Origin of the sequence: Knoellia locipacati (assembly GCF_044791685.1) — a bacterium.
Taxonomy (GTDB): Bacteria; Actinomycetota; Actinomycetes; order Actinomycetales; family Dermatophilaceae; genus Knoellia; species Knoellia locipacati_A.
The window spans coordinates 1,879,594-1,901,839 of record NZ_CP087730.1 but is presented as its reverse complement, the minus strand read 5'-3'; the positions used below and the strand labels follow the sequence as shown (position 1 = coordinate 1,901,839).

Sequence of the window (22,246 nt, the reverse complement as noted above, 5' to 3'; positions counted from 1 at the left end):
TCAGAGCAGCGACTGAAGGACGGGTACGAGCCCGTCGTCGTCGACGTCGAGGGTGACCTCGTCGGCGATCGCCTTGACCTCGTCGGGAGCGTTGCCCATCGCCACACCGCGCGCGGCCCAGTGGAGCATCTCGAGGTCGTTGCGCTGGTCGCCCACGGCGACCGTGTGGGCCGGCTCGACGCCGAGGTGGCGGCGCACGATCTCAAGGGCCGAGCCCTTGCTCACGCCCTCGGGGTTGATGTCGAGCCAGGCGGTGAACCCGACCGCGTAGTTGACCCCGTGCAGGCCGATCCGCTCGGCGAGGCCCATGAAGTCCTCGGCGGTGCCGTTCGGGTCCCGGAAGGTCACACGCGTGACCGGGTCTGCGACGAGCTCCTCCCAGGGGACGACGGTGATGTCGCCCTGGAGCTCACCGTCGGGGAACGGCGCGCTCACCTTGAAGCCGACCCCGAGGTCCTCGACGGCGACGACGGCGTCCGGACGCTCGGACCGGAGCAGGTTGAGCGCCGGGGCCGGGTCGAACGTCACGGCCTCGATGACCTCGTAGCCCTCCGGCAGCCCCGGGTCGAGGCGGAGGGTGACCGCGCCGTTGGAGCACACGGCATACCCGGTCTCGAGACCGAGCTCCGCGAGGATCGGGGTGGTCGCAACGATCGAGCGACCCGTGGCGATGGTGACGTGGTGGCCCGCGTCCGCGACCGCTCGCACGGCGTCACGGACCACCGGCGACATCTCGCCGGCATGGGTGATCGTCGTGCCGTCGACGTCGAGCGCGACGAGGTGCGGGGTGACCGTCATGCGGCCAACCTATCCAGTGGCGCGACCCTCAGCGGCGCACGGTGCGGTGCAGGGCTGCCGGGACGGCGGCATACAGCGTCTCTGCCTCCTGCCGCGTCCCGCCGATGGCGACGACACCGACGCGTCCGTCGATGGCGAGGCCTCCGAGCATGTGCAGCACGACGCCGGTGCCCCGAGCGGGGTCGAAGGCCAGACCCGCCGCGTCCACCGCGTCGATCGCCTGTTCTGGGGGCATGCCGAGCCAGGCCGGGTCGAGGACGGCGTCGCCCGCGCGGTAGCAGCGTTCCCCGCCCGAGTCCGCCCGCCACCGACCTGCCTGCACGTCGTAGTGGCCGGGGGCGAGGTGGCGCAGGGCGGCATACGGGTAGGTCGTCCCACCCTTGCGCAGGTTGAGCTCCAGCGCGAAGACCTGCCAGGCACCTGCGCGCCGCAGCGCGACGAAGTCGATCGCGACCCGACCGACGGCGCCTGCCTCCGCGAGGAGGCGCCCCACCGCCTGGCCGTGCCGCGCGAGGACGTCGGCGTAGGCCGGGTCCGCAGGGAAGCGGGAACCCACGAAGACCTGTCCGTTGTCACCGCCGAGCATCTGCTCGTGGGTGGCCACCACACGGACGTCACCGTCGGGGCGGAGGTCGAGCTGGACGCTGGGGCTGGTGACGGTCGAGCCGGCGACGAGCTCCTCGACGACCCCGCCCGCAGCCAGGTCGACCGCGAACGTGGGCGACGCTCCGACGAGGGCCTGCTCACCCAGCGTCCGGCGCGAGAGTCGGTGTCCCGAGGCGTCACGCGTGGACACGACACGGTTGCCGTCCCCGGCCCCGCTGTTGTCCTGCTTGACGACGACGCGGTCGAGCCGCGGCCTGCTGCGCCGGATCAGCGCGACCGCCTGGGCGATCTCGGCCGCGTCGTGCACGTCCTCCGCGCCGGCCGGCGTCGGGACGCCCGCTTCGTGGAAGAGGCGGCGCCCCGCACTCTTGAACCCCAACGGCCACAGGTCGGGATGCGTGCCGTTGACGGGCGCATCGAGGGCCAGCGCCACCTCGACCTCGTCGGTCGTGACGTTCCACGGTTCGATGAACGCCGGCCGGTCACCGATGCGCGCACGGAGCTCGTCGAGCAGGTCGGGTCGGTCGAGCAGCTTGGCCGCCACGCCACGTGGGGTGTCGTCCGGGACGACGAGCGTGGAGATGCGGCGCCGGACGCCGTCCGAGCGGCCTGATGCGTCACCGCTCGCGAGCCGGGCGTAGTAGTCGAGGACCACGTCGTCGGCCGCGCCGCACGTCACGAGCAGGAACTTGGCGCCGGGGATGCGCCCGACGAGGAGCGCGGCGAGCAGGTAGCGGTGCTCCATGGCCGGGAGCCTCGTCGCGTAGTGCGAGAGCAGGGTCTCGCCCATGCTGAACGACGGCAGCGCCACGACCACGTGGGAGGCGGTGCCGCCGAGGTCGTTGAGGGCCAGGACCGCCGGGAGGCGCTCCTGGAGGCGCCGGAACGCATCCACCAGCCCAGCGTAGGGACCGGGGCGGTCGGCACGCATGGCCCGATCGCACGGCCCGACCCGCCCGATCGGGCTGCGTCGTGCGGCGGCGTTGCGGCGTCAGCCGCGCTCCTGGCCCAGCTTCCAGTAGCCGGAGAAGAGGATCTTGCGCCGGTCGACTCCCGCGGCGCGCACGAGGTGCCGTCGCGCCTCGGTGACCATGCCCGACTCCCCGCAGACCCAGGCGTAGCCGAGACTTCCGAGCTCCGCGGCCGCCAGTGCCGGGAGCAGGACCGAGCCGGGGACCCCGTCCGTGCGGACGTGCACCGTGACGTCGGCTCCGCCGAAGGTGTATGCCGTGAGCACGGCCGCGTCGGCCACCTCGAGGTGGATGGTGGCCCGGTCCAGGACCTCGGGGTGCGCGTCGGCGATGGCGGCGAGGGCAGGCACGGCCGTCTCGTCAGCCGCGAGGAGCACCGGGCCGTCGCACTCGTGCCCGCGGAAGAGCGCGCCACCGGAGCGGAACCCGACGCGGTCACCGGCCATCGCACGCACCGCCCACGCCGAGCCGGGACCGGAGTCGCCGTGGGTGACGATGTCGACGTCGATGGTGCGGTTGACGGCGTGGTGGGCGCGGATCGTGTACCAGCGCAGGTCCGGTCGCTCGCCTTCCGGCATGCCGGCGATGGCCGCCCGGACGTTGTCGCTGTCGGCGTCGGGCAGCGTCAGGCCCGCACCGGGACGCGGCATGAGGAGACCGAAGTACTCGTCGGCGCCCACGCGGCGGAAGTCGGCGAGCTCGTCGGCGGCGAAGGTGATGCGGCGCATGCCACCACCGAGGTCGCTCACCGCGGCCACGGTCATCTCGAACTGCGCGTCGCTGTCGCGGTAGATGGGGGAGGCCATGGTGAGCCGGGCGTAGGCGGTGGCGGCCTTCAGGGCGACCTTGTCGAGGACGGTCATGGCTTCTCTCGCTTCCTGCGGTGGGGGATGACGACGGGGTCTCCGGTCGTCGGGTCGGCGACGACCGAGGCGGCGATCCCGAAGACCGACTCGATGAGATCGGGGGTGACGATCTGGGCGGGCGTGCCCTGGGCGACGATCTCGCCGCCGTTCATGGCGACGAGGTGGTCGGCGTAGCGGGCGGCCATGGCGAGGTCGTGCAGGACCATGACGACGGTGGTCTCCTCGCGAGCGCCGAGGTCGCGCACGAGCTCGAGCACGTCGATCTGGTGGGCGATGTCGAGGAAGGACGTCGGCTCGTCGAGCAGGAGCACCGGGGTGCGCTGCGCCAGGGCCATGGCGATCCACGCGCGCTGGCGCTGACCGCCGGACAGGCTGTCCACGGGGACGCCGGCGAGCTCGACGAGCTCGGTCTGCTCGAGGGCTGCGGCGACGACCGCCTCGTCCTCTCGCGACCACTGGCGGAAGAGCCCCTGGTGGGGGTGGCGTCCACGCTCGACGAGCTCGACCACGGTGATCCCCTCGGGCACGATCGGCTGCTGAGGCAGCAGTCCGAGCTGCCGGGCGACCTGCTTGGTCGACAGCTCGCCGATGACCTGCCCGTCGAGGAGCACCCGCCCCTCGGTCGGGGCGAGCAGTCTCGACAGCCCGCGCAGCAGCGTCGACTTGCCGCACCCGTTGGGCCCGACGATGGCGGTGACCTTGCCGGTGGGGACGACGAGGTCGAGCCCGTCGACGACGACGCGCTTGTCGTAGGCCAGGCTCAATGACTCGGCGACGAGGGTGCTCATGCGTGCTCCTGAATCGATCGGCGGCCGGCGACGAGGAGCCAGACGAGGACGGGTGCGCCGGCGAGACCGGTCACGACCCCGACGGGGTAGGCCGTGCCAGGCACGGCATACGCACTGACGTAGTCGGAGGCGAGGACCATGGCCGCGCCGACGAGGGCGGCAGCCGGCACGGAGGTGCGACCGCCGATGAGCCGGCGGGCGATCGGGCCGCTGAGGAAGCCGACGAAGGCGATGGGTCCGCACGCGGCCGTCGCCGACGCGGTGAGCAGGACGACGAGCACCGTGATGAGCCCGCGCAGCCGCCCGGCCCGCACGCCGAGCCCGGCGGCGAGGTCGTCGCCGAGTCCGAGCACCCCCAGCTGACGGGTGACGAGGACGAGGAGGGGCAGCACGACGGCGACGACGACCGCGAGGCGCGCGATCTCGTCCCACGACACCGAGCCGAGGCTGCCCGTGAGCCAGACGAGGGCGTCCTGGGCGCGGTAGATGTCGGCCCGGAGCAGCACCCAGTGCACGACCGAGCTGAGCACCGCCGCGAGACCGACGCCGACGAGGATCATCCGTCCGGTCGCGGCTCCGCCACGGCCGGCGAACCCGTGGATGGTCACCGCGACCGCCACCGCACCGGCGAACGCGACGATGGCGACGGGGGTGCCGGACCAGCCGAGGAGCACGACCGCGAACACCGCGGCGGCGCTGGCTCCCAGGTTGATCCCGAGGACGTCGGGGCTGGCGAGCGGGTTGCGCAGCATCGACTGGAAGGCCGCGCCCGCGGACGCGAAGGCCGCACCGGCGAGCACCGCCATGCAGGCGCGCGGGAGCGTCGACTCGAGGAAGATGAACGACGCACCCGGGATCGTCGTCCCGGAGATCATCCGTATGCCGTCCACGAACGAGACGCGGTAGTCGCCGAGGAGTGCCCGGACGAGGAACAGGGCGACGACGAACAGGGTGAGGGCGACGAGCAGGAGCCGCTGGCGCCGGTGCACCCGGCGTCGCACGGCGCGGATCGAGGCAACGGTGTCGCGACCGCCTGTGGCGGCTGCCTCGTCGCGCGCGGTGCGCACCGGCTCGATGACGGGTGCCGCGCTCATGCCGGGGTCCCCGCGAAGTATCTGGGGGAGCGCAGCGGAGCGGGTCCCGCGCTCTGCGTGGGCGGAACTTCGTGGGGTGGTCATGCGACGTTCATCCGGCGCACGAGGCCCACGAGGAACGGTGAGCCGACGACGGCGCAGATGATGCCGGCCTGCACCTCGCTCGGCGCCGCGACGACGCGACCGAGGGTGTCGGCGACGACGACGAGCACCGGTCCGGCGAAGAGCGAGCCGAGCAGGATGCGCCGGTGGTCCGGTCCGACGACGGCCCGCACGACGTGGGGCACGACGAGCCCGACGAAGGCGATGGGTCCGGCGAGGGCGGTGGCCGCGGCGGCGAGCAGGATGGCCCCGGCGGCCGCCAGTGACCGGTGGAGCAGGACCCGCTGACCGAGCCCGCGCGCGAGGTCGTCGCCCAGCGCGACCGTGTTGAGCAGCGGCCCCGAGGCGAAGGAGAGGGCGAAGCCGATCACGAGGAACGGCGCGACATCAAGGACGATCGAGGCGTCGCGGCCGGCGACCGAGCCGACCTGCCAGAAGCGGAAGACGTCGAGCGCGCCCTGGTCCGAGACGAGGATCGCGCCGACGAGGCTCGTCGAGGTCGCCATGACCGCCGCCCCGGCGAGAGCCATGGTCACCGGGCGGGAACGCAGCGGGGCGAGCAGGGCGAGCAGCTGCACGACGACCGCCGTGACGACGGCGCCGGCGAGCGCGAACCACACGTAGCCGGCCACGCTCGAGATCGCGAAGACCTTGATGCCGACGACAACGGCGAGGGCCGCGCCGGAGTTGATGCCGAGGATCCCCGGCTCAGCCAGCGGGTTGCGGGTCAGGCCCTGGAGGACGACCCCGCAGATGCCGACGGCCGCCCCGACGACGAGACCGATTAGGGTGCGGTCGAGGCGCGAGTCGACGATGCCGCGGACCTCGTCGCTGACGACGCCACCGGTGAGGGCTCCGACGACGTCCGACGGTGACACGGACTGGGTCCCGACGAGGAGCGACAGCGTCACGGCGAGCGCCACCGCGAGGAGGCCGCCACCGACGACCACGGCGAAGGGCACGCGGCCGCCCCGGCCCGTCTTTTCGAGCAGGTGGGCCGGGCCAGCCGACCGGGCGCGGGTCCCACGCTCTGCATGGGCCGGCATACCGGGCGCCGTGGTGGCCCGGACGCTCACTGGGCCGGCGTTCCGTCCACCGCGGAGGCGATCTTGGGCAGGAACTTCTCGAGCGCGACCGGCATCGACAGCGGGGACGGGGACGACATCGTCAGGGCGACGGCGTTGTCGGCGCTCGCGACGAAGTGGTCGCTCTTGAGCGAGGGGATCTGGCCGAGGAGCGGGTGCTTCTTGAGCGTCTCGACCTCCTCGGGCTTCTCGACGTAGAAGATCAGCGCGTCGGCGGCCAGCGTCGAGGACTTCTCGGCGGAGAGGTTGGCGCTGAACTGGTTGTTGCCCTTGCTCAGTGCGGTGACGGTCGGGGCGTCGACCATGCCGAAGCGGCGCAGGATCTGGGGGCGCAGGTCACTGCTCGTGTAGAGACCGACCGTCGAGAGGTCGGTCGGGGTGAACCAGGCCCACGCGGCCGACTTGCCCTTGATCTGGGGGTACTTCGCGACGGCGTCGTCGATCGCCTTGTTGGTGTCGGCGGCGACCCGGGTGGCCAGCTCGGTCCGGCCGAGGGCCTGACCGACGACCTTGACGCTGTCCTCCCAAGCGGTGCCCCAGGCGGCGCCCGGGTAGGCGACGGTCGGAGCGATCTTGGAGAGCTTGTCGTAGTCCTCCTTGGTGATGCCCGAGTTGACGCCGAGGATGAGGTCCGGCTTGGTCGCCGCGATCTCCTCGACCGGGATGCCGGCAGTGTCGTCGTAGCGGGCGATCTGGGCGTCGGCGTCGAGCTGGGTCACGGCGGCGTCGAACCAGTCGGTCGAGCCCTTGGCGTTGCCGCCCCAGGTGATCTTCGTGGCCCCGACGGGCAGCACGCCGAGCGAGACGACGACGTCCGCGTCGTTCCAGCCGACGGTCGCGACCCGCTTGGGCTCGGAGCTGATCGTCGTCTCGCCGAAGGCGTGCGTGACGGTCGTCGGGAAGGCGCCCTCGTCGACCGCAGACGAGGTGGACGTCGACGGGTCGGCCGAGGCTTCGCTCGTCGGGCCGGTCGAGCAGGCGGTGAGGGCGAGCGCGGCGACGCCGGATGCGGCGGCGGCGACGAGGGAGCGACGTGTCAGCATGGAGCCTTCTGGGATCGGGCCGCACGGACGCGGCGACAAGGTCAGTAAGGCAAACCTAAGTTAGGGTGCCCTCACCTTGTCAAATCCCGTTCATCGCTGGCGTCGAGCCCCGGCCCTTCGGGCGTGGACCGCGCTGGGCGTGGGCTGAGCCGGGCCCTGGACCGAGCGCATCAGCCCGGGGCCGCGATGACGTCCCCGACGGTGACAGCGATCGGTGGGCGGACGGCATACGACTCAGCCTGTGTGGACGAAAGGGGTGGCCAGGGGATCCCTCCCAGAATGACCAGATTCATCCGAACGCTCGACGCCCCAACTGGCGCGGTGGTATCCCTGACAACGGAGAAAGCTCCACGAAGCCTCAAGAAGGGGGGCCTGCTCGGCGCCCTCAGGCTGGGGTGAGGACGTCGAGCCCGATGAACGGACGCAATGCCTCAGGGACGACGACGGAGCCGTCCGCCTGCTGGTGATTCTCCAGGATGGCGACGAGCCAACGAGTCGTGGCAAGCGTCCCGTTGAGGGTGGCGGCAACATGGGTGCCGCCACCCTCAACCCTGTAACGGGTCTTGAGGCGACGCGCCTGGAAGGTCGTGCAGTTCGAGGTTGACGTGAGCTCGCGGTGCCGGCCCTGCGTCGGGACCCATGCCTCGCAGTCGAACTTGCGCGCGGCCGGGCCACCGAGGTCACCCGCAGCGGTGTCGATGACGCGGTAGGGCAGCTCCATGAGCTCGAGCATCTCGCGCTCCCAGGTGAGGAGACGCTGGTGCTCCTCGGCGGCGTCCTCGGGACGGCAGTAGACGAACATCTCGATCTTGTTGAACTGGTGGACACGGATGATGCCGCGGGTGTCCTTGCCGTAGCTGCCGGCTTCGCGGCGGTAGCAGGTCGACTGGCCCGCGTAGCGGACCGGGCCCTTGCTCAGGTCGATGATCTCGTCGGCGTGGTAGCCCGCGAGCGCGACCTCGCTCGTGCCGGTGAGGTAGAGGTCGTCGGCCTCGAGGCGGTAGACCTCGTCGGCGTGGTGGTCGATGAACCCGGCGCCGGCCATGACCTCGGCCTTGACGAGGGTGGGCGTGATCATCGGGACGAACCCGGCTTCGATGGCGCGATGCATGGCGAGGTTGAGCATCGCCATCTCGAGGCGGGCGCCGACGCCCTTGAGGAAGTAGAAGCGTGAGCCCGACACCTTGGCGCCGCGCTCCATGTCGAGCGCGCCCAGGCCCTCGGCGAGGGTGAGGTGGTCCTTGGGCTCGAAGCCCTCGGCCGCGAAGTCCCGCGGGGTTCCGACCTCCTCGAGCACGACGTAGTCGTCCTCGCCACCGACCGGCACGCCGTCCTCGATGACGTTGCCGATGGTCCGCGTGAGGCGGCCCAGCTCCTCGGCGGCCTCGTCGGCGGCGGCCTGGTTGGCCTTGACCTGCGCCGAGACCTCCTTGGTCCGGGCGAGCAGGGCCTGCTTCTCGTCGCCCTGCGCCTGGGCGACCTGCTTGCCCATCGCCTTCTGCTCGGCGCGCAGCTGCTCGTATGCCGTGAGGCTCGACCGCTGTTTCTCCTCGGCGGCGAGGACGGCGTCGACGACGCTCTCGTCCTCGCCCCTGGCGCGCTGGGAGGCGCGCACACGGTCGGGGTTCTCTCGGAGCAGCTTGAGGTCGATCACGCGGGTCAGCCTAGTGGGGCAGGGTCACGCGGCCCGCATCTCGTCTTCCTGCGGGAACCACTCGTCGGGCGGGTCGGGGATCCAACCTCCCCACGGGTCCACGGGCAACGGCCGATCGAGCAGGTGGACGTCGTCCAGCCAGTCGTCGGGCACGGGTGGCACCCAGCCCTCACCGAGGATGGGTGGTGCAGTCGAGTCGTAGGTGTGCCCCGTCGGGGTCGTGATCCGTATGCCGTGTGGTCCCGTTCGTGGCGAGCCTTCGCCGTCGAGGCCGGTGGACTCGACGCGCACGTGCCAGCCGAGATGCTCCTTGACCTGGTTGTGGCGTCGGCAGAGGCCGTCTCCGTTGGCGGCGGTCGTGGCGCCGCCGTCGGTTGCTCGCTGGGTGTGGTCGGCGTCGATGGCGGGCGCGTCGCACCACGGGATCCGGCAGGTGGGATCGCGGAGCTCGAGGAATCGTCGCAGCCCGCCGTGGAAGCGGCGCCGTGTGGAGTCGAGCGCGACGAGGTCGCGACCGGTCGGATCAGTGAACAGCCGTCGCAGCCATGCGAAGGCCGAGGAGTCGTCGGTGTCGGAGTCGAGGACGGCGGAGACTGCAGCGCGGGCCTCGGATCCGGGGATCGGACCCCAGCCGGGGATGGAGGCGCAGTCGTCGACCGGCGCCGTGCCACCGAACGCGGCCGGCAACAGCGTGCGGTCGGTCATGACGAGGTTGACCTCGACGGGCTGCGGCTGGCCCTGCGCGCGCCCGGAGAGCAGTTCGAGGGCACGGTCGGCCAGCCACGCGCCCTTGTCACGGGTGTCAGCGCGAGCCGCAGTCGCCGCCTTCTCCCACTCGTCGTCGGGCAGGTCGGGGTCGATGACGTGCCGGCGGCCTTCCTCGCGCACGAGCGCCACGTGGGCGCCAATGATCTCCTTCATCGGACCGAGGATCGAGAGCCATGCCATGCCGTCCGCGGCCGGGCGGACACTGACACGTCGGCCGGCGACCGCACGCCGGTGGCGCTCCGCGAGTGACTCGGAGTCGAGCGCAGCACCCGCCCGCCGCGCGGCGGCGGCCAGAGCCTTGTCGCCCAGCGACGCGAGATGCCGGGTGCGAGCCGCCGGTCGACCTCGCTGCGGTGCTCACGGCTCAGGCACGCGGTCTCGCGGTCCACGATCGCCGCCCAGCGCTCGCTGATCTCACCACGAGTCAGCGCAGCCATCGTCTTGGGCATCTCGTCCACCAGGGCCCGCGCGACACCGGCGTGCTGGTCCGCCAGCGTCGGCGAGCACCGCCGCGCCAACGCGAGGTCCGCGCGCACGCTGCGAGAGTCCTCACCGAGCGCCTCGCGATCCGTCACCGCCGAAGCGGTGATGCGCGCCTGCGCTGCCGAGGCCCCACCCTTGAGCGACTCGAGTGCCGACACCACCTCGATCCGCTCCGCCTCGGTCAGCCCCTCGGCGGTGACCTGTGCGAGCGCGGACACCACCGAACGGACGAAGCCCTCAGGCCCCTTCAGTGCTGGCGTCCCCTCCATGACCCAAAACCTAGGCGCAACCACTGACAACCGCCTTGGAGCCGTATCCCTCTTGGGACAGACCAAACAACGTGGGCGCTAGACCGACGTGAGAGTTCGAATCCAGCCGCGGTCGCGGAGGCTCTGCCATGCGGTCTCGATGTGGTCGCGACTGAACATCCGTCCCTTGCGCGAGCTCCACCGCTGTACGCCATCGACCACAGCGTCAAGATCGTCCGCCTGGGCCGGATTCTCACGCACAACCCAATGGACCGTGGCCAAGAGTTCGAGTCCGTAGGCCGATTCGAATCCCGCCGCAAGCTCGAGTACACGCTCGATGCGCTGATTCGTCTCGGGATGAGCCTGAAGAACTGGCTGGGCCTCTTCGAGCGCCCCGGGGAGGACCGTGAGTGGCTCGGCCTCTTGTACCGGGCTCGAGCCATCCCCGTAGCCGGTGACGTAATGCCCCTCAACGACCCGAAGCACGTGCCGAAGGTTGTCGGCATACGGGCCGTACAGGTGCTTGGTGAACTCGAGCCGGAGCGGCTCACCCGCTTCTTGTAGGAAGTACATGAGCTTCTGGGACTCGATGAGGGAGGGCATCGCCAAGGCATGGGTCTCGTAGCCGGCCATGAGTGAGATCAGGGCGGCTCGACCGGCGGTCATGTCGGGCTTCGCTTCAGCGTTGGGCATGTCGACGGCCGCGGGAGCGCCGTTGGGCGGGTAGATGATCACGTCGACATCGGTGAGCGGCGACAACTTGCGGACGATGAGCGGCTCCACGTCACGCCAGTCGAGGCCGCCATTGCCGCAACCGAGCGGTGGGACCGCGATGGAGCGGATGCCTTCGGCGTGGATGACATCGACCAATGCGTCAAGGCCCCGCTCGACGTCACTGAGCTGTGACCGCGACTTCCAGTGGCTCTTCGTCGGGAAGTTGATGATGAACCGCGGTCCAGTCATCTGCTCCGTTGGCCACACGTGCATGCGACCGATGGAGAGCTCGCGAGCTTTCGCTGCACGCTCGTAGGCCTTGAACATGTGCGGGTAGGCGCGCTTGAACTGCAGTGCAATGCCCTTGCCCATGATGCCGACGGTGTTAACCGTGTTGATCAGGGCGTCGACGTCGGCCTGGAGCAGGTTGCCCTCGGCGTACGAAATCATCCTGTCGCTTCCCATGAACTAGAAATACCAGTCGGGTCTGACACTAACCGGTGTGTCGTGCCCGGTGGCCGCGATCACCGCCCGTGCCTCCTCCGCCGTCGAGTTGTTCCTGGCGACCACCTCGTTGAACGCTCGCCATGGAACCACCTCGTGTACGAGGCACTCAGCCGCACGGCGATCCGGACGCTCGGGATCCTCGGCACACCAGCCCCATTGCATGGCCGACATCAGGGGCCAGTCGACGGAGTCGTTCAACCCATCCGCCCCCATGGCAAACGACGCGAGACTTTGGGCGGCGTTTCGGTCCGAGACGACCCACTGGCATCCGCAGTCATCCAGTGCCTCCACGGTGCTGACGAGGTAGATCACACGATCGAAACCCTCCTGATACGTGGCCACGTTTCCTCGGCTGAGCGTGTACATCATTGGGCTCCGCTCACTGAAGTAAAAGGGTGCGTAGTCCGCCACCACACCGCCTGGTCCTACGTCCACTCTGAGGCGGCGTCGACGTTCCTTGATCTCGTTGTGTCCGATCTCGATCTGCAAGCTGCCGGACCGCTGCGCCCCCGTATCGCTAAGCAGCCCTTCCGCAAGGATCGTGGGCAAGTGCTCCACGCGGGTGAAATGCATGATGGGCGTCGGGATGGGACGTGACATCAACCACCCACCCCCTCATGACGGGTATCTTGCGCGTACCGCGGCGCCATCGACTCCATCTGATCCATGACGAGCTTGATCGCGGCCGGCTGACCGTCCGGCGGATACCCGTGCTTCACGAGCAGCCGTTTGATCGAGGTCCTCAGCTTCGCCCGCACGTCCTCGCGCACTGTCCAGTCCGTGCGGATGTCGCGCCGCATGATCGCCACGAGTTCACGCGCAATTTCGGCGAGCACTCCCTCACCCATGACGTCGACCGCTGACTCGTTGGTCGCTACCGCGTCGAAGTACGCCAGCTGGTCCGAATCCAGCGGTGGCGAGAACGTCGCGCCCCGCCCCGCCTCAGCCACCACGTCGTGCGCGAGCGAGATGAGCTCGGCGATGATCTCGGCCGAGGTCAGCTGCTGGTTCGTGTACTTGCGCATGAGGTCGTTGATCCGGTCGGAGAACGCCTGCTGCCGAATGGTGTTTGATCCCGTCGCCTTGACCGACTCCTTGGCGATGAGGTCACGCAACGCCTCGATGGCCAGGTGCGGGTTCGTTGCCTCCTGGGTCTGCCGGAGGAACTCGGGGCTGAGGTCCATGAGGCTCGGCCGGGGCATCCCCGCGGCCTCGTAGATGTCGAGCACCTCACCGGTCTCAGTGCTCTCGGCGATGAGCGCTCCGAGCAGCCGCTGGATGTCCTCGGGGATCGGCTCGCCGCGCGACTCGCGGTCGGCCGCGTCGAGCTTGGCCATCCACACGCGCACCTCTTCGTAGAACCGCGCCACGGGCTGGAGCTCGTGCACGTCGATGGACGTTCCGCACAGCGCCCACGCGCGCGAGAGCTGGCTCGACAGTCGCCGGTATGCCGCACCGAGGGTCTCGCTGTCGTCGCCGTCCGCGCGCGGTTCGTTCCCCGGCGTGCTCGGTGACCGGAGGTGCTCGACGGCCTTCCTGACGACGAAGCCGTATGCCGTCCGGTCGCCTCGCGCGCTCCGGTCGGCGTACGCCTTGCGCCAGTCGTACCCTGCGAGCAGGTCGTCGAGCTTCGCGATGAGCTCCTTCGTGAGGACCACGGCCTCGGCGACGTTGCGCCCGAGCGGACGTCGCTCCTGGTCCTCCGGCGAGTACTCAGCAAGTGCCTTCTGAAGGTTCTCGGCGAGCGGTGCGTAGGCGACGAGGAGACCGTCCTCCTTGCCACGGAAGGTGCGGTTGACCCGGGCCAGGGTCTGCATGAGCAGGGCGCCCTTGAGCGGACGGTCGAGGTAGAGGGTGTGCCACGCCGGCGCGTCGAAGCCGGTGAGCATCATGTCCTTGACGATGACGATCTCGAGCTCGTCGTCGGGGTCCTTGAGGCGCTTCTTGATCGCCTTGTTCTGTGCATCACGGCGGACGTGCTTCGACACTGGTGGCGTGTCCGTGGGGTCACCGCTGTAGACGACCTTGATCCGGCCCTTGTCGATGGCGTCGTCGTGCCAGTCGGGGCGCAGGGTGATGATCGCGTCGTAGAGGTTGGCGCAGATCTCGCGCGTGCCGCACACGACAAGCGCCTTGCCCGGTCCGGAGATGAACTTCTCCATGGCGGAGCGCCGGGTCTCCCAGTGCTGCACGAGGTCGCGCGCAAGCTCGGCGAGCCGTTGGGGCGTGCCGTAGACCGCGTTGACGACGGCGACGCTGCGCTCGAGCTGCTCGCGCTCGACGTCGTCCAGGCCGGAAGTCAGCTCGTCGGCGGCTTGGTCGACCTCCTCCTCGGAGACGCCCTCGGCGAAGCGCATCTTGATGAGGCGCGGCTCGAAGTGCACCGGGACGGTGGCGCCGTCGTCGACCGCACGGCTGAGGTCGTAGATGTCGATGTAGTCACCGAAGACGGCCTGGGTGTTGCGGTCGTCGAAGGAGATCGGTGTGCCGGTGAAGGCGATGAGCGTCGCCTTGGGGAGCGCGTCCTTGAGGTGGCGCGCATAGCCGTCGAGGTCGTCGTAGTGGCTGCGGTGGGCCTCGTCGACGATGACGATGACGTTGCGGCGGTCGGAGAGCAGCGGGTGGTTGTCGCCCGCGTCCTTCTCGTCCTTGGACAGCCCGAACTTCTGCAGCGTCGTGAAATAGATGCCGCCCGTCGTACGGTCGGTCAGCTCCCGACGGAGCTCGGCGCGCGTCGTCACCTGCCTGGGCTTCTCCCCGAGGAGCTCGCTCCTGCTGAAGGAGTCGAAGAGCTGGCCGTCGAGCTCGGTGCGGTCGGTGACGACGACGATCGTCGGGTTGAGCAGCTTCGGGTGGTGCTGCACCGCGTGGGTGTAGAGCTCCATCTCCATCGACTTGCCCGAGCCCTGGGTGTGCCAGACGACACCGGCCTTGCCGTCGGACTCGACCGCGTCGACCGTTGAGGCGACAGCCTTGGTCACGGCGAAGTACTGGTGCGGCTTGGCGATCCGCTTCGACAGCCCCTCCGCGCCGGCGTCGAAGGCGACGAAATTGCGCAGGAGCTGGAGGAAGCGCTCGACGTTGAAGACGCCCTCGATGAGGAACTCGAGCTCGACACCCATGTGTTCGTCGTCGCTGGCCTCGCCGAACACCACCGGCTTGCCGTCGTCGTTGACGTTCCACGGCGAGAAGTGGTTGAGCGGCGTGAACGGCGTGCCGTATTTCGCCGTGACGCCGTCGCTCGCCACCGTGAGGACGGCGAAACGGAACACCATCGGCAGCTCGCGGATGTAGGTCTGGAGCTGGGCGTGGGCAGCAGCAGACGTGGCGCCCACGGTGCCGGCCTTCTTGAGCTCGATGATCGCGACGGGCAGGCCGTTGCAGTAGAGGACGATGTCGAAGCGGCGCTCGACGTCGCGGGAGCGGACGGTGACCTGGTTGACGGCCAGCCAGTCGTTCTCGCTCGGGTCGGTGCTGATCAGCCGGATCGTCGGGTTCTGCTCGGTGCCGTCGCTGTCGATCCACGACACCCCGCGGTAGCCCTCGACCATGAAGCCGTGGGCGCGGTGGTTCTCGGTCAGGGCATCGCCCGACGTCGGGCGAAGGATGTCGGCGGCGGCCTGCTTGAGGTACTCAATCGGGACGAGCGGGTTGAGGTCACGCAGCTTCCTGATGAACCGCGTCGGCATGACGAGCTCGTCCCACGACTCTCGCTCACCCGAGCCCGGGGCGACAGTCCGTCCGTCGACCGGCCGCCACTCCTGCTCCGCCAGGGCCTCGAGAGCGAACTCCTCCCACGCCGCCTCCGACATTCCTTCCATGGTGGCTCCCCCTGCAACAGCCGCCATCTCAGACGACCTCCTCGACGACGCGCTCCGCGTCCTTGACCCGGATCTTCCCGGACATCAGCTGCGGAAGCAGCGCGTCTCGCGTTTCCGCAAGCACTGCAGACTCTCGGTCCGCTTGAGCCGCTCGTGAAAGCAGGGGCCGCACTGCAGCACCAAACTTCGCAACCGTTTCCTTTGACGCGGTGATGATGGGCAAATTCGCTACGGCCTGCTTGTTCACATGCTGCTGAGCAGCCCCAGTTGCCGACTTGAGGAGTTCGGGTATGGCCTCACGGACAGCGAAGTGGATCCAGTCCGTGTCAGCGTCCGAGGGACCCCACACGCCGACGAGTGACTGGTTGCCGCATGCCTCAATCTCAAGACGTGCAACTTGCCCCAGGGTGGCCCCAGTGATGGCGAGAACAGTCGCTCCGATGGGCATCATCTTTGCCGCGCTTTTGGCCAACGCCTCTTCCGTGATCAGCTCAGAAGGGCTGATCACCCGCTGCTCGTTGGCCTTGCCGCTATTGAGCCAGGGAACAGTGCCGTCGCGCCAGTAAGCCTCGTTCGTCCGGCTCGGTGTCCCACCGAGCACCATGGTCGCTAGCGAGCCCAGCGGCGCAGCGGAAACGTCCGGATCCGTGCAAGCCCGAGCAAAGACTGGCCCTGCGAGCGCGTCCGCGGACTGGGCGAGTGCGGCGTTGGCGGCGATCTTGTCGTCGAGGGCCCCCAACACCTCCGCAATCCCCCGTTGCTGCTGCAGGTCAGGAAGCGATACGAGCAGGTCCCTCGCGTCTCCCTGACTTATGAATGGTTGAGCCGACCCCCGGATCGGCCAGATCGACGGATCGCGCGTAACCCAATAGAGAAACTCGATCGACACCGACGGGTCCTTCGGCAGGATCCGGATCGTGTTCTTGATTGTCGACCATTCCCCCGAAGCGAGCCACGTTCGCCCCGCCTGTGCCCCAATGGCGCTGAGGACGATCCCAGGTCCATTGAACTGTGCCCACGGAAGAAAGCCGTCAGGCCCTGAAGCGCTAAAGGCGGGATACCCGTCGAGGGCGTAAGCAGACTTCGTTGTTGCCGTGTCGCCCCATCCAACGTCTGCGACCTCGCCCAAGCGCACAACACGTCGCTCAGACATCGACCCTCCCGAGCTGGTAACGGACCTCGGACTCAAGCCGACTCGACTCGTCGAACTGGGCGAAGAGGTCCTTCGTGAGGCGCTCGATCTTGTCCTCGATGGGTTCCCCGTCGTCCTCGGCCTCGGCAGCGCCGACGTACCGCCCCGGCGTGAGTGCGTAGTCCGAAGCCTTGATGTCCGCGAGTGGGACGCTTCGACAGAAACCGGGCAGGTCGGTATACGAGAGGTTCTGTGCGACAGCGGAGCTCGTGCCGCGCCAGGCGTGGAAGGTGTTCGCGATCTTCGCGATGTCCTCGTCCGCCAGCGCCCGCTCCGCGCGGTCGACCATGAAGCCGAGTTCGCGGGCGTCGATGAAGAGCACCTCGCCGGTGCGGTCCACCGACCCGCTCTTGCCCTTCGACTTGTCCTTGGCGAAGAACCAGACGCACACCGGAATCCCGGTGCTGCGGAAGAGCTGGGTTGGCAGCGCCACCATGCACGACACGAGGTCGGCCTCGACGAGCTGCGCCCTGATGTCGCCCTCCCCACCGGAGTTCGACGACATCGAGCCGTTCGCCATGACGACGCCGGCCGAGCCCCCGGGCGCGAGCTTGCTGATGATGTGCTGAATCCAGGCGTAGTTCGCGTTGTTGACCGGCGGCACTCCGAAGCGCCAGCGCGGGTCGTCCTCCTTGCGCGCCCACGCCTTGATGTTGAACGGCGGGTTCGACATCACGTAGTCCATCTCGGCGTCCGCGTGGACGTCGTGCGCGAACGTGTCGTTCCACACCGTGCCGAGGTTCCCGTTGAGCCCGTGGATCGCCAGGTTCATGCGCGCGAGCCGCCAGGTCCGCTCGTTGAGCTCCTGGCCGTAGATCGAGATCGCGGTGAGGTCCTTGTGGTGGGACTCGAGGAACTTCTCGGCCTGGACGAACATGCCACCCGATCCGCACGCCGGGTCGTAGACGCGACCGCTGGTCGGCTCGAGCACCTCGACGAGCGTTCGCACGACACTCGGCGGCGTGAAGAACTCGCCGCCCCGCTTGCCCTCGGCGCGGGCGAACTTCTCGAGGAAGTACTCGTAGACCTCACCGAGCAGGTCGCGGGCCTTCGAGACGCCCTCACCGCCGAAGCGGGCGCTGTTGAAGAGGTCGATGAGCTCGCCGAGACGGCGCTGCTCGACGTTGTCGCGGTTGTAGATCCGCGGTACTGCACCCTTGAGGCTCGGGTTCGCCCCGACGAGCAGGTCCATCGCCTCGTCGACGAGCTGCCCGATGTTCTTGGCCGGCTGCCCGTCCTGCGCCGGCAGGCCCTTGGCGTGGTGCGCGAGGTACGCCCAGCGGGCGGGCGGTCCGACCCAGAAGACGTTGTGGGCGGTGTACTCGTCGATGTCGTCGAGCTGTCCCTCGACCTTGCCCTCGTCCCAGCCGTCGGCGAGGAGCTCGGCGCGGATCTCCTCACGACGGTGCTCGAAGGAGTCGGAGACGTACTTGAGGAAGACGAGGCCGAGGATGACGTCCTTGTACTGCGACGCGTCCATCGAGCCGCGCAGCTTGTCGGCCGCCTTCCACAGCGTGTCCTTGAGTTCCTTCATCGTCGACGGCGCAGCGGGCGCCACGACCTTCTTGGTCCTGGGGGGCATGTCTCAAAGTCCTTTCATGGAGATGGTCAACGTTCCTTGCGCCACGCCGTCGGTGACGGTCGCGACAAGCTGGTCGAGAGTGGTGAGCCGGGCGAGCAGGGCGTCACGTTCGCGGTCGAGTGCGGCAGTGGCGAGAGCAAGCGCTTCGCTGGCATCGGGAGGCAGGAGCCGCAGCGGCCACCGTTGCCACTCGGACACGCGCTGCGTGGCGGGGCCGTTGACGTCGGCGGCGAGGAGCGAGGGCAGCAGGCGACGACGGCCTGCTTCGGTGATCCTGAGGACTCGTGCCGGGGACTGGACGACCGAGCCGCCCTCCGCGTCGACGAGCGCGCCCACGCGGGGAGAGGTGCACATGACCACATCTCCCGGTTCCGTCAGCCGACCCGAGGGATAGCGGGTGGCGAGGGTCGTCAGAGCGATCCGGCGCCCACCGCGCGTGATGCGCCCGAGCACCTCGTCGCGACCGAGCACGGCGAGACCTTCCGGGCTGGACGACAGATCCGCTGCCTCGATCCGGTTTCCCGGCAGGACTCGAAGCAGTCCGTCAGCCACGGCGCGTGCCCCAGTGGTGGAAGCGTGCCGCGATGCCGTGCCCGCGGTCGGCGTGGCCTCGATGTGCAGACCGGCCAGCGACTCCGAGGCAAGGTCGTCGATAAGCCGGCGAACCACGGACGCCAGCTCCATGCCCGGCACCTCGTGGACGTCGATGCGAGGTCGAACGCTGGTGACGTCGACCAGCGACCTCCTCCCGACGACCAGCTGCGAGGTCGCCACCCGGCGACCGAAGCGGAACTGGTGCCCCACTACCTGTGCGGTGTCAGCCCCCACGAGGCCCAGTACGTCGCCATCCTTCGCTGAGCGCTCGTCAGGTCGCATCGCCGCGACGACGTCGGTGACGAGCCCCTCGAGCATCGCTTCATCCAGCACGTCGTGGCCGACATCGGCAACGACGGTCCAGCGGTCACGGACCGCGACCTGGGGGTGCGCTGGGCCGAAGGCCCACAGCGCGAGGGGCCTCCGCGGCGAGTGCACCACAAGACCCTTGGGCAGGCGAACCGCGGCGCGAAGGCGATCGCTGCGCAGCACGGCGTCCCGAGCCCGGTCGACCTCGGCAGTGCGCGGTCGATCGGTGAGCGCACTCGCCGGACCGATGACGACGACCCGTGAGGTGTCGTCGAGCTGGACCAGGAGATCGCCGACGACATCGAGCACGTCGAGGTCGGACAGGCCCGGGTCACCCGCCGGCGGGAGCTGGAGGACGTGGACGGCGACGTCGCTCGCACCGCCCTTGAGGCTGAAGTCCCCAACCTTGTCGGTCAGGACATCGATGCGGTGCACATCGTGGATGCGAAGTCGGCGCCGAGCCAGCCGAGCGGTCGGGGTGTCGAGCGCGAGGGTGGCGACGCTGGGAGCGAGCTCACCGGCATACAGGTTTTCGACTGCGAGCAACAGGTCAGCGGCACTGTCGGTGACGTCGACGAAGAGCGGGACGCCGTCGGTCGCATCGGCCGCAAGCGCTGCCGCGGTCCGGGCCACCAGCGCACGAGCCACGGGATCGAGGGCGGTCGCGGTCACGCCGGGGTGGACCGCGGCGGCATGCCGTCGCAGGATGCGCTCGACGGCGGCCTCCGCGGAGTAGGACGCGCTCGCGAGGTCGTCGGCATGGTTGGCGAGCCGCGACAGGTCAGGGCCTAGAGCAACGACCTCGCGAGCGAGAAAGGTGTCGTCGGGGTCGACCTCACGGACGAGGGCCAGGAGGTCTCGCTCGGATAGGTCAGCGAGGGGCTCGTCGTGTGCGGCGGCCAGACAGAGCAGAGCAGTCAGGCCCTGGACGGCCACGACCTCGTCGAGGTCGGTCAGCTGGGCGAGCTGGGAGTGCGCCGCGAGGTCGTCGGCCGCCTCGGGGTTGTTGCCGCGAGACGTGGCGGTCAGGTAGGCGACGACCTTGTCGGCGTCGAAGCGCTCCTCGCCTCCGACGCGGCCCACGGGTGGAGGGAAGACGTGGCCCGCCAGCGGTCGACGGCGCCACATGGAGACGACCGGACGCTGGACACCTGCGAGACGGGCGATGTCGCTGAGGGAGAGCTGATGGCGAGTTGCTGTCGTCATGCGGATCTCCTCTCGAGCGGGCTGGCCTTCCGCACAACCTACGACTCGATGGCCACGTGCACGCGCAACTTGGTGATAACCCCGCTTATCACCCGTTTGGATCGAGAGCCTAGCCAGAACCGAGGAGTGTCCTTCTCGACGGCAGCGACCACGCAGCCGCTGACGAGAAGGGAGCTCGCTCATGAGCACCACGAACCCCACGCCGCACTCGGCGTCCTTCGACCCGAGCCAGCCGGCCGTCGTCATCGAGCACCTTGCCCTGACAGACAGCGAGGTCGTCGCCGAGGCCCGCCGCTGGTCGACCGGTCGCCGTGGAGCGGCCATCGCGGCGCTCGAGATGGGCGATGCCGACCTCGGCTCGTTCGTCACCCAGGCCATGTCCGTGGGCGCCCGGGCCATCGCCGGCGCGGGCAGCGCGCAGGACACGTTCGAGCTGGAGCGGCTCGTCGCCGAGGTGGGCGACAAGACGGTCGCGTCGAGCGCAGAGGCTGCCGACGCCACCGCCAAGGCAGCGGCAGACGCCGCCGAGACGATGGGCAAGGCGGCCGAGGCTGCCCGTAAGGCCATCGCCGAGTCGGAGGCGTCCACCCGCAAGGGCTTCGCCGACACCGTGGCCGTCTCGACCAAGGCGCTGCGCGACGAGGTCGAGCGCCTCGTCGGCGGTGACAACCCGGAGCTGCTCGCGCGGCTCGGCCCGGTGCTGGATGCCGCCGGTCGCAAGATGGGGGAGCAGGCGTTCGAGCAGACGGACAAGCTCCTGGCGAAGGTGAGCCGGCAGTTCGACCCGGCCGACCCGACGTCACCGTTCGCCAAGCAGGCGACCGCGCTCGCCGAGCAGCAGAAGGCGCTCACCGCCTCGATGGACAAGAACCACCTCGCCCTCGTCGGCAAGGTCGAGGAGCTCGCCAAGGCCGTCGAGGTCGACAAGGCGGCACGGGCCGCGGTCGTCAGGACCGCGAGCGTGACCCCGCTCAAGGGCGGCACCTTCGAATCGGAGGTGGGCGCAGTCATCGACCACATCGCGGTCGGGCTCGGCGACGAGTACTCGGACACGGGCGGGATCGCCGGGACCATCGCGCGGTGCAAGAAGGGCGACGGGCTGCTCGTCGTCGGGGCGGGCCAGGCGCGTGTCGTCATCGAGATGCACGACTCGACCGACGGTCGCGTGTGGAACGACTACCTCGACGAGGCCGAGCGCAACCGTGAGGCGGTCGCGTCCATCGGCGTCGTGCGCAACACCGGTCAGAACAAGGGGCAGACGATCCGGGTCCTCGGGCCGCGACGCGTCGTCCTGGCGTTCGACCCCGCCTCTGACGACTCGAACCTGCTCCGCACCGTCGTGCAGCTCGTCCGCACCTCCGCGATCGCGGCGTCGTCCCGTCGTGACGTCGAGGGGCTCGAGACCGCGGAGGAGAGCATCCAGGCAGCCATCGCGCTCCTCGAGGGGATCAACACGATCCGCAAGGCGTCGGGGTCGGTTCGCAAGAACGCCGATCTCATCGACAAGCAGTGCAACAGCATCCAGACCGGCATCACCCGTCACTTGGGCGAGGCCCTCGACGCCCTCGCCGGGGTGGCCATGGAGGCCGTCGAGGGCGACGCCTCGGCACCCGACGGGTCGGCGCAGGGCGCCGCCTGACCAGGTGGGTCGGCCGCTACAGAAGGAGGGGAGCGGCCGACTCACCCCCATCACGTTCCGGAGCGCCGGGGCACCACCTCACTCATAGGGAGAACCCAATGACCGAAGAACTGACCACACCACCAACGCCTCACGCACCTGCCACGCCGCCTCACCGACGCGATCGAGCGCTGCTC

17 protein-coding genes are annotated in these 22,246 nt (G+C 69.4%); 1 reads left to right on the top strand and 16 read right to left on the bottom strand.

Annotated features, from left to right (window positions below; genetic code table 11):
* The 16 genes from LL946_RS08805 to LL946_RS08730 form a co-directional block, all read right to left on the bottom strand.
* Positions 1-798 carry an HAD family hydrolase gene (locus LL946_RS08805; protein WP_404386655.1) on the bottom strand — a complete coding sequence of 266 codons (798 nt, stop codon included), beginning with the start codon at positions 796-798 and terminating at the stop codon, positions 1-3.
* A gap of 28 nt (positions 799-826) precedes the next feature.
* Positions 827-2,299 carry a peptide ligase PGM1-related protein gene (locus LL946_RS08800; protein WP_404386654.1) on the bottom strand — a complete coding sequence of 491 codons (1,473 nt, stop codon included), beginning with the start codon at positions 2,297-2,299 and terminating at the stop codon, positions 827-829.
* A 96-nt stretch (positions 2,300-2,395) separates the two neighbouring features.
* The gene (locus LL946_RS08795) at positions 2,396-3,238 is read right to left on the bottom strand and encodes a siderophore-interacting protein (RefSeq protein WP_404386653.1); all 843 of its coding nucleotides are present in this window, start codon (positions 3,236-3,238) and stop codon (positions 2,396-2,398) included.
* The gene (locus LL946_RS08790; RefSeq protein WP_404386652.1) at positions 3,235-4,029 is read right to left on the bottom strand and encodes an ABC transporter ATP-binding protein; all 795 of its coding nucleotides are present in this window, start codon (positions 4,027-4,029) and stop codon (positions 3,235-3,237) included. Before LL946_RS08790 ends, LL946_RS08795 begins: the two co-directional genes overlap by 4 nt.
* Complete coding sequence (locus LL946_RS08785; RefSeq protein ID WP_404386651.1) at positions 4,026-5,123, bottom strand: FecCD family ABC transporter permease; 1,098 nt, start codon at positions 5,121-5,123, stop codon at positions 4,026-4,028. The genes LL946_RS08790 and LL946_RS08785 overlap by 4 nt, the downstream gene beginning before the upstream one ends.
* A gap of 80 nt (positions 5,124-5,203) precedes the next feature.
* A complete protein-coding gene (locus LL946_RS08780) occupies positions 5,204-6,301 on the bottom strand; it encodes a FecCD family ABC transporter permease (RefSeq protein WP_404386650.1) in 1,098 nt (365 codons plus the stop codon).
* Positions 6,298-7,353 (bottom strand): iron-siderophore ABC transporter substrate-binding protein, encoded by a 1,056-nt coding sequence (locus tag LL946_RS08775; protein WP_404386649.1) that lies wholly within the window; start codon positions 7,351-7,353, stop codon positions 6,298-6,300. The genes LL946_RS08780 and LL946_RS08775 overlap by 4 nt, the downstream gene beginning before the upstream one ends.
* Before the next feature lie 385 nt (positions 7,354-7,738).
* On the bottom strand, positions 7,739-9,007 hold the full coding sequence (gene serS / locus LL946_RS08770) for a serine--tRNA ligase (RefSeq protein ID WP_404386648.1): 1,269 nt from the start codon (positions 9,005-9,007) through the stop codon (positions 7,739-7,741).
* Positions 9,008-9,031: 24 nt separating this feature from the next.
* Entirely contained in the window at positions 9,032-9,928 is an 897-nt protein-coding gene (locus tag LL946_RS08765; protein WP_404386647.1) for a hypothetical protein, read from the bottom strand.
* Positions 9,925-10,527, bottom strand: a complete 603-nt coding sequence (locus LL946_RS08760; protein WP_404386646.1) for a hypothetical protein — start codon at positions 10,525-10,527, stop codon at positions 9,925-9,927. Before LL946_RS08760 ends, LL946_RS08765 begins: the two co-directional genes overlap by 4 nt.
* Before the next feature lie 78 nt (positions 10,528-10,605).
* A complete protein-coding gene (locus tag LL946_RS08755) occupies positions 10,606-11,670 on the bottom strand; it encodes a macro domain-containing protein (RefSeq protein ID WP_404386645.1) in 1,065 nt (354 codons plus the stop codon).
* 18 nt (positions 11,671-11,688) lie between these two features.
* Complete coding sequence (locus LL946_RS08750) at positions 11,689-12,327, bottom strand: DUF4433 domain-containing protein (protein ID WP_404386644.1); 639 nt, start codon at positions 12,325-12,327, stop codon at positions 11,689-11,691.
* Entirely contained in the window at positions 12,327-15,548 is a 3,222-nt protein-coding gene (locus LL946_RS08745; protein ID WP_404386643.1) for a type I restriction endonuclease subunit R, read from the bottom strand. Before LL946_RS08745 ends, LL946_RS08750 begins: the two co-directional genes overlap by 1 nt.
* Before the next feature lie 28 nt (positions 15,549-15,576).
* Positions 15,577-16,701 carry a restriction endonuclease subunit S gene (locus LL946_RS08740; protein ID WP_404386642.1) on the bottom strand — a complete coding sequence of 375 codons (1,125 nt, stop codon included), beginning with the start codon at positions 16,699-16,701 and terminating at the stop codon, positions 15,577-15,579.
* Positions 16,694-18,322 (bottom strand): type I restriction-modification system subunit M, encoded by a 1,629-nt coding sequence (locus LL946_RS08735; protein ID WP_404386641.1) that lies wholly within the window; start codon positions 18,320-18,322, stop codon positions 16,694-16,696. Before LL946_RS08735 ends, LL946_RS08740 begins: the two co-directional genes overlap by 8 nt.
* Positions 18,323-18,325: 3 nt before the next feature.
* A complete protein-coding gene (locus tag LL946_RS08730; RefSeq protein ID WP_404386640.1) occupies positions 18,326-20,431 on the bottom strand; it encodes a hypothetical protein in 2,106 nt (701 codons plus the stop codon).
* A gap of 181 nt (positions 20,432-20,612) precedes the next feature.
* On the opposite strand from LL946_RS08730, the gene LL946_RS08725 reads away from it, so the two are divergent.
* Positions 20,613-22,070, top strand: a complete 1,458-nt coding sequence (locus tag LL946_RS08725) for a Fis family transcriptional regulator (protein WP_404386639.1) — start codon at positions 20,613-20,615, stop codon at positions 22,068-22,070.
* Positions 22,071-22,246: the final 176 nt, after the last annotated feature.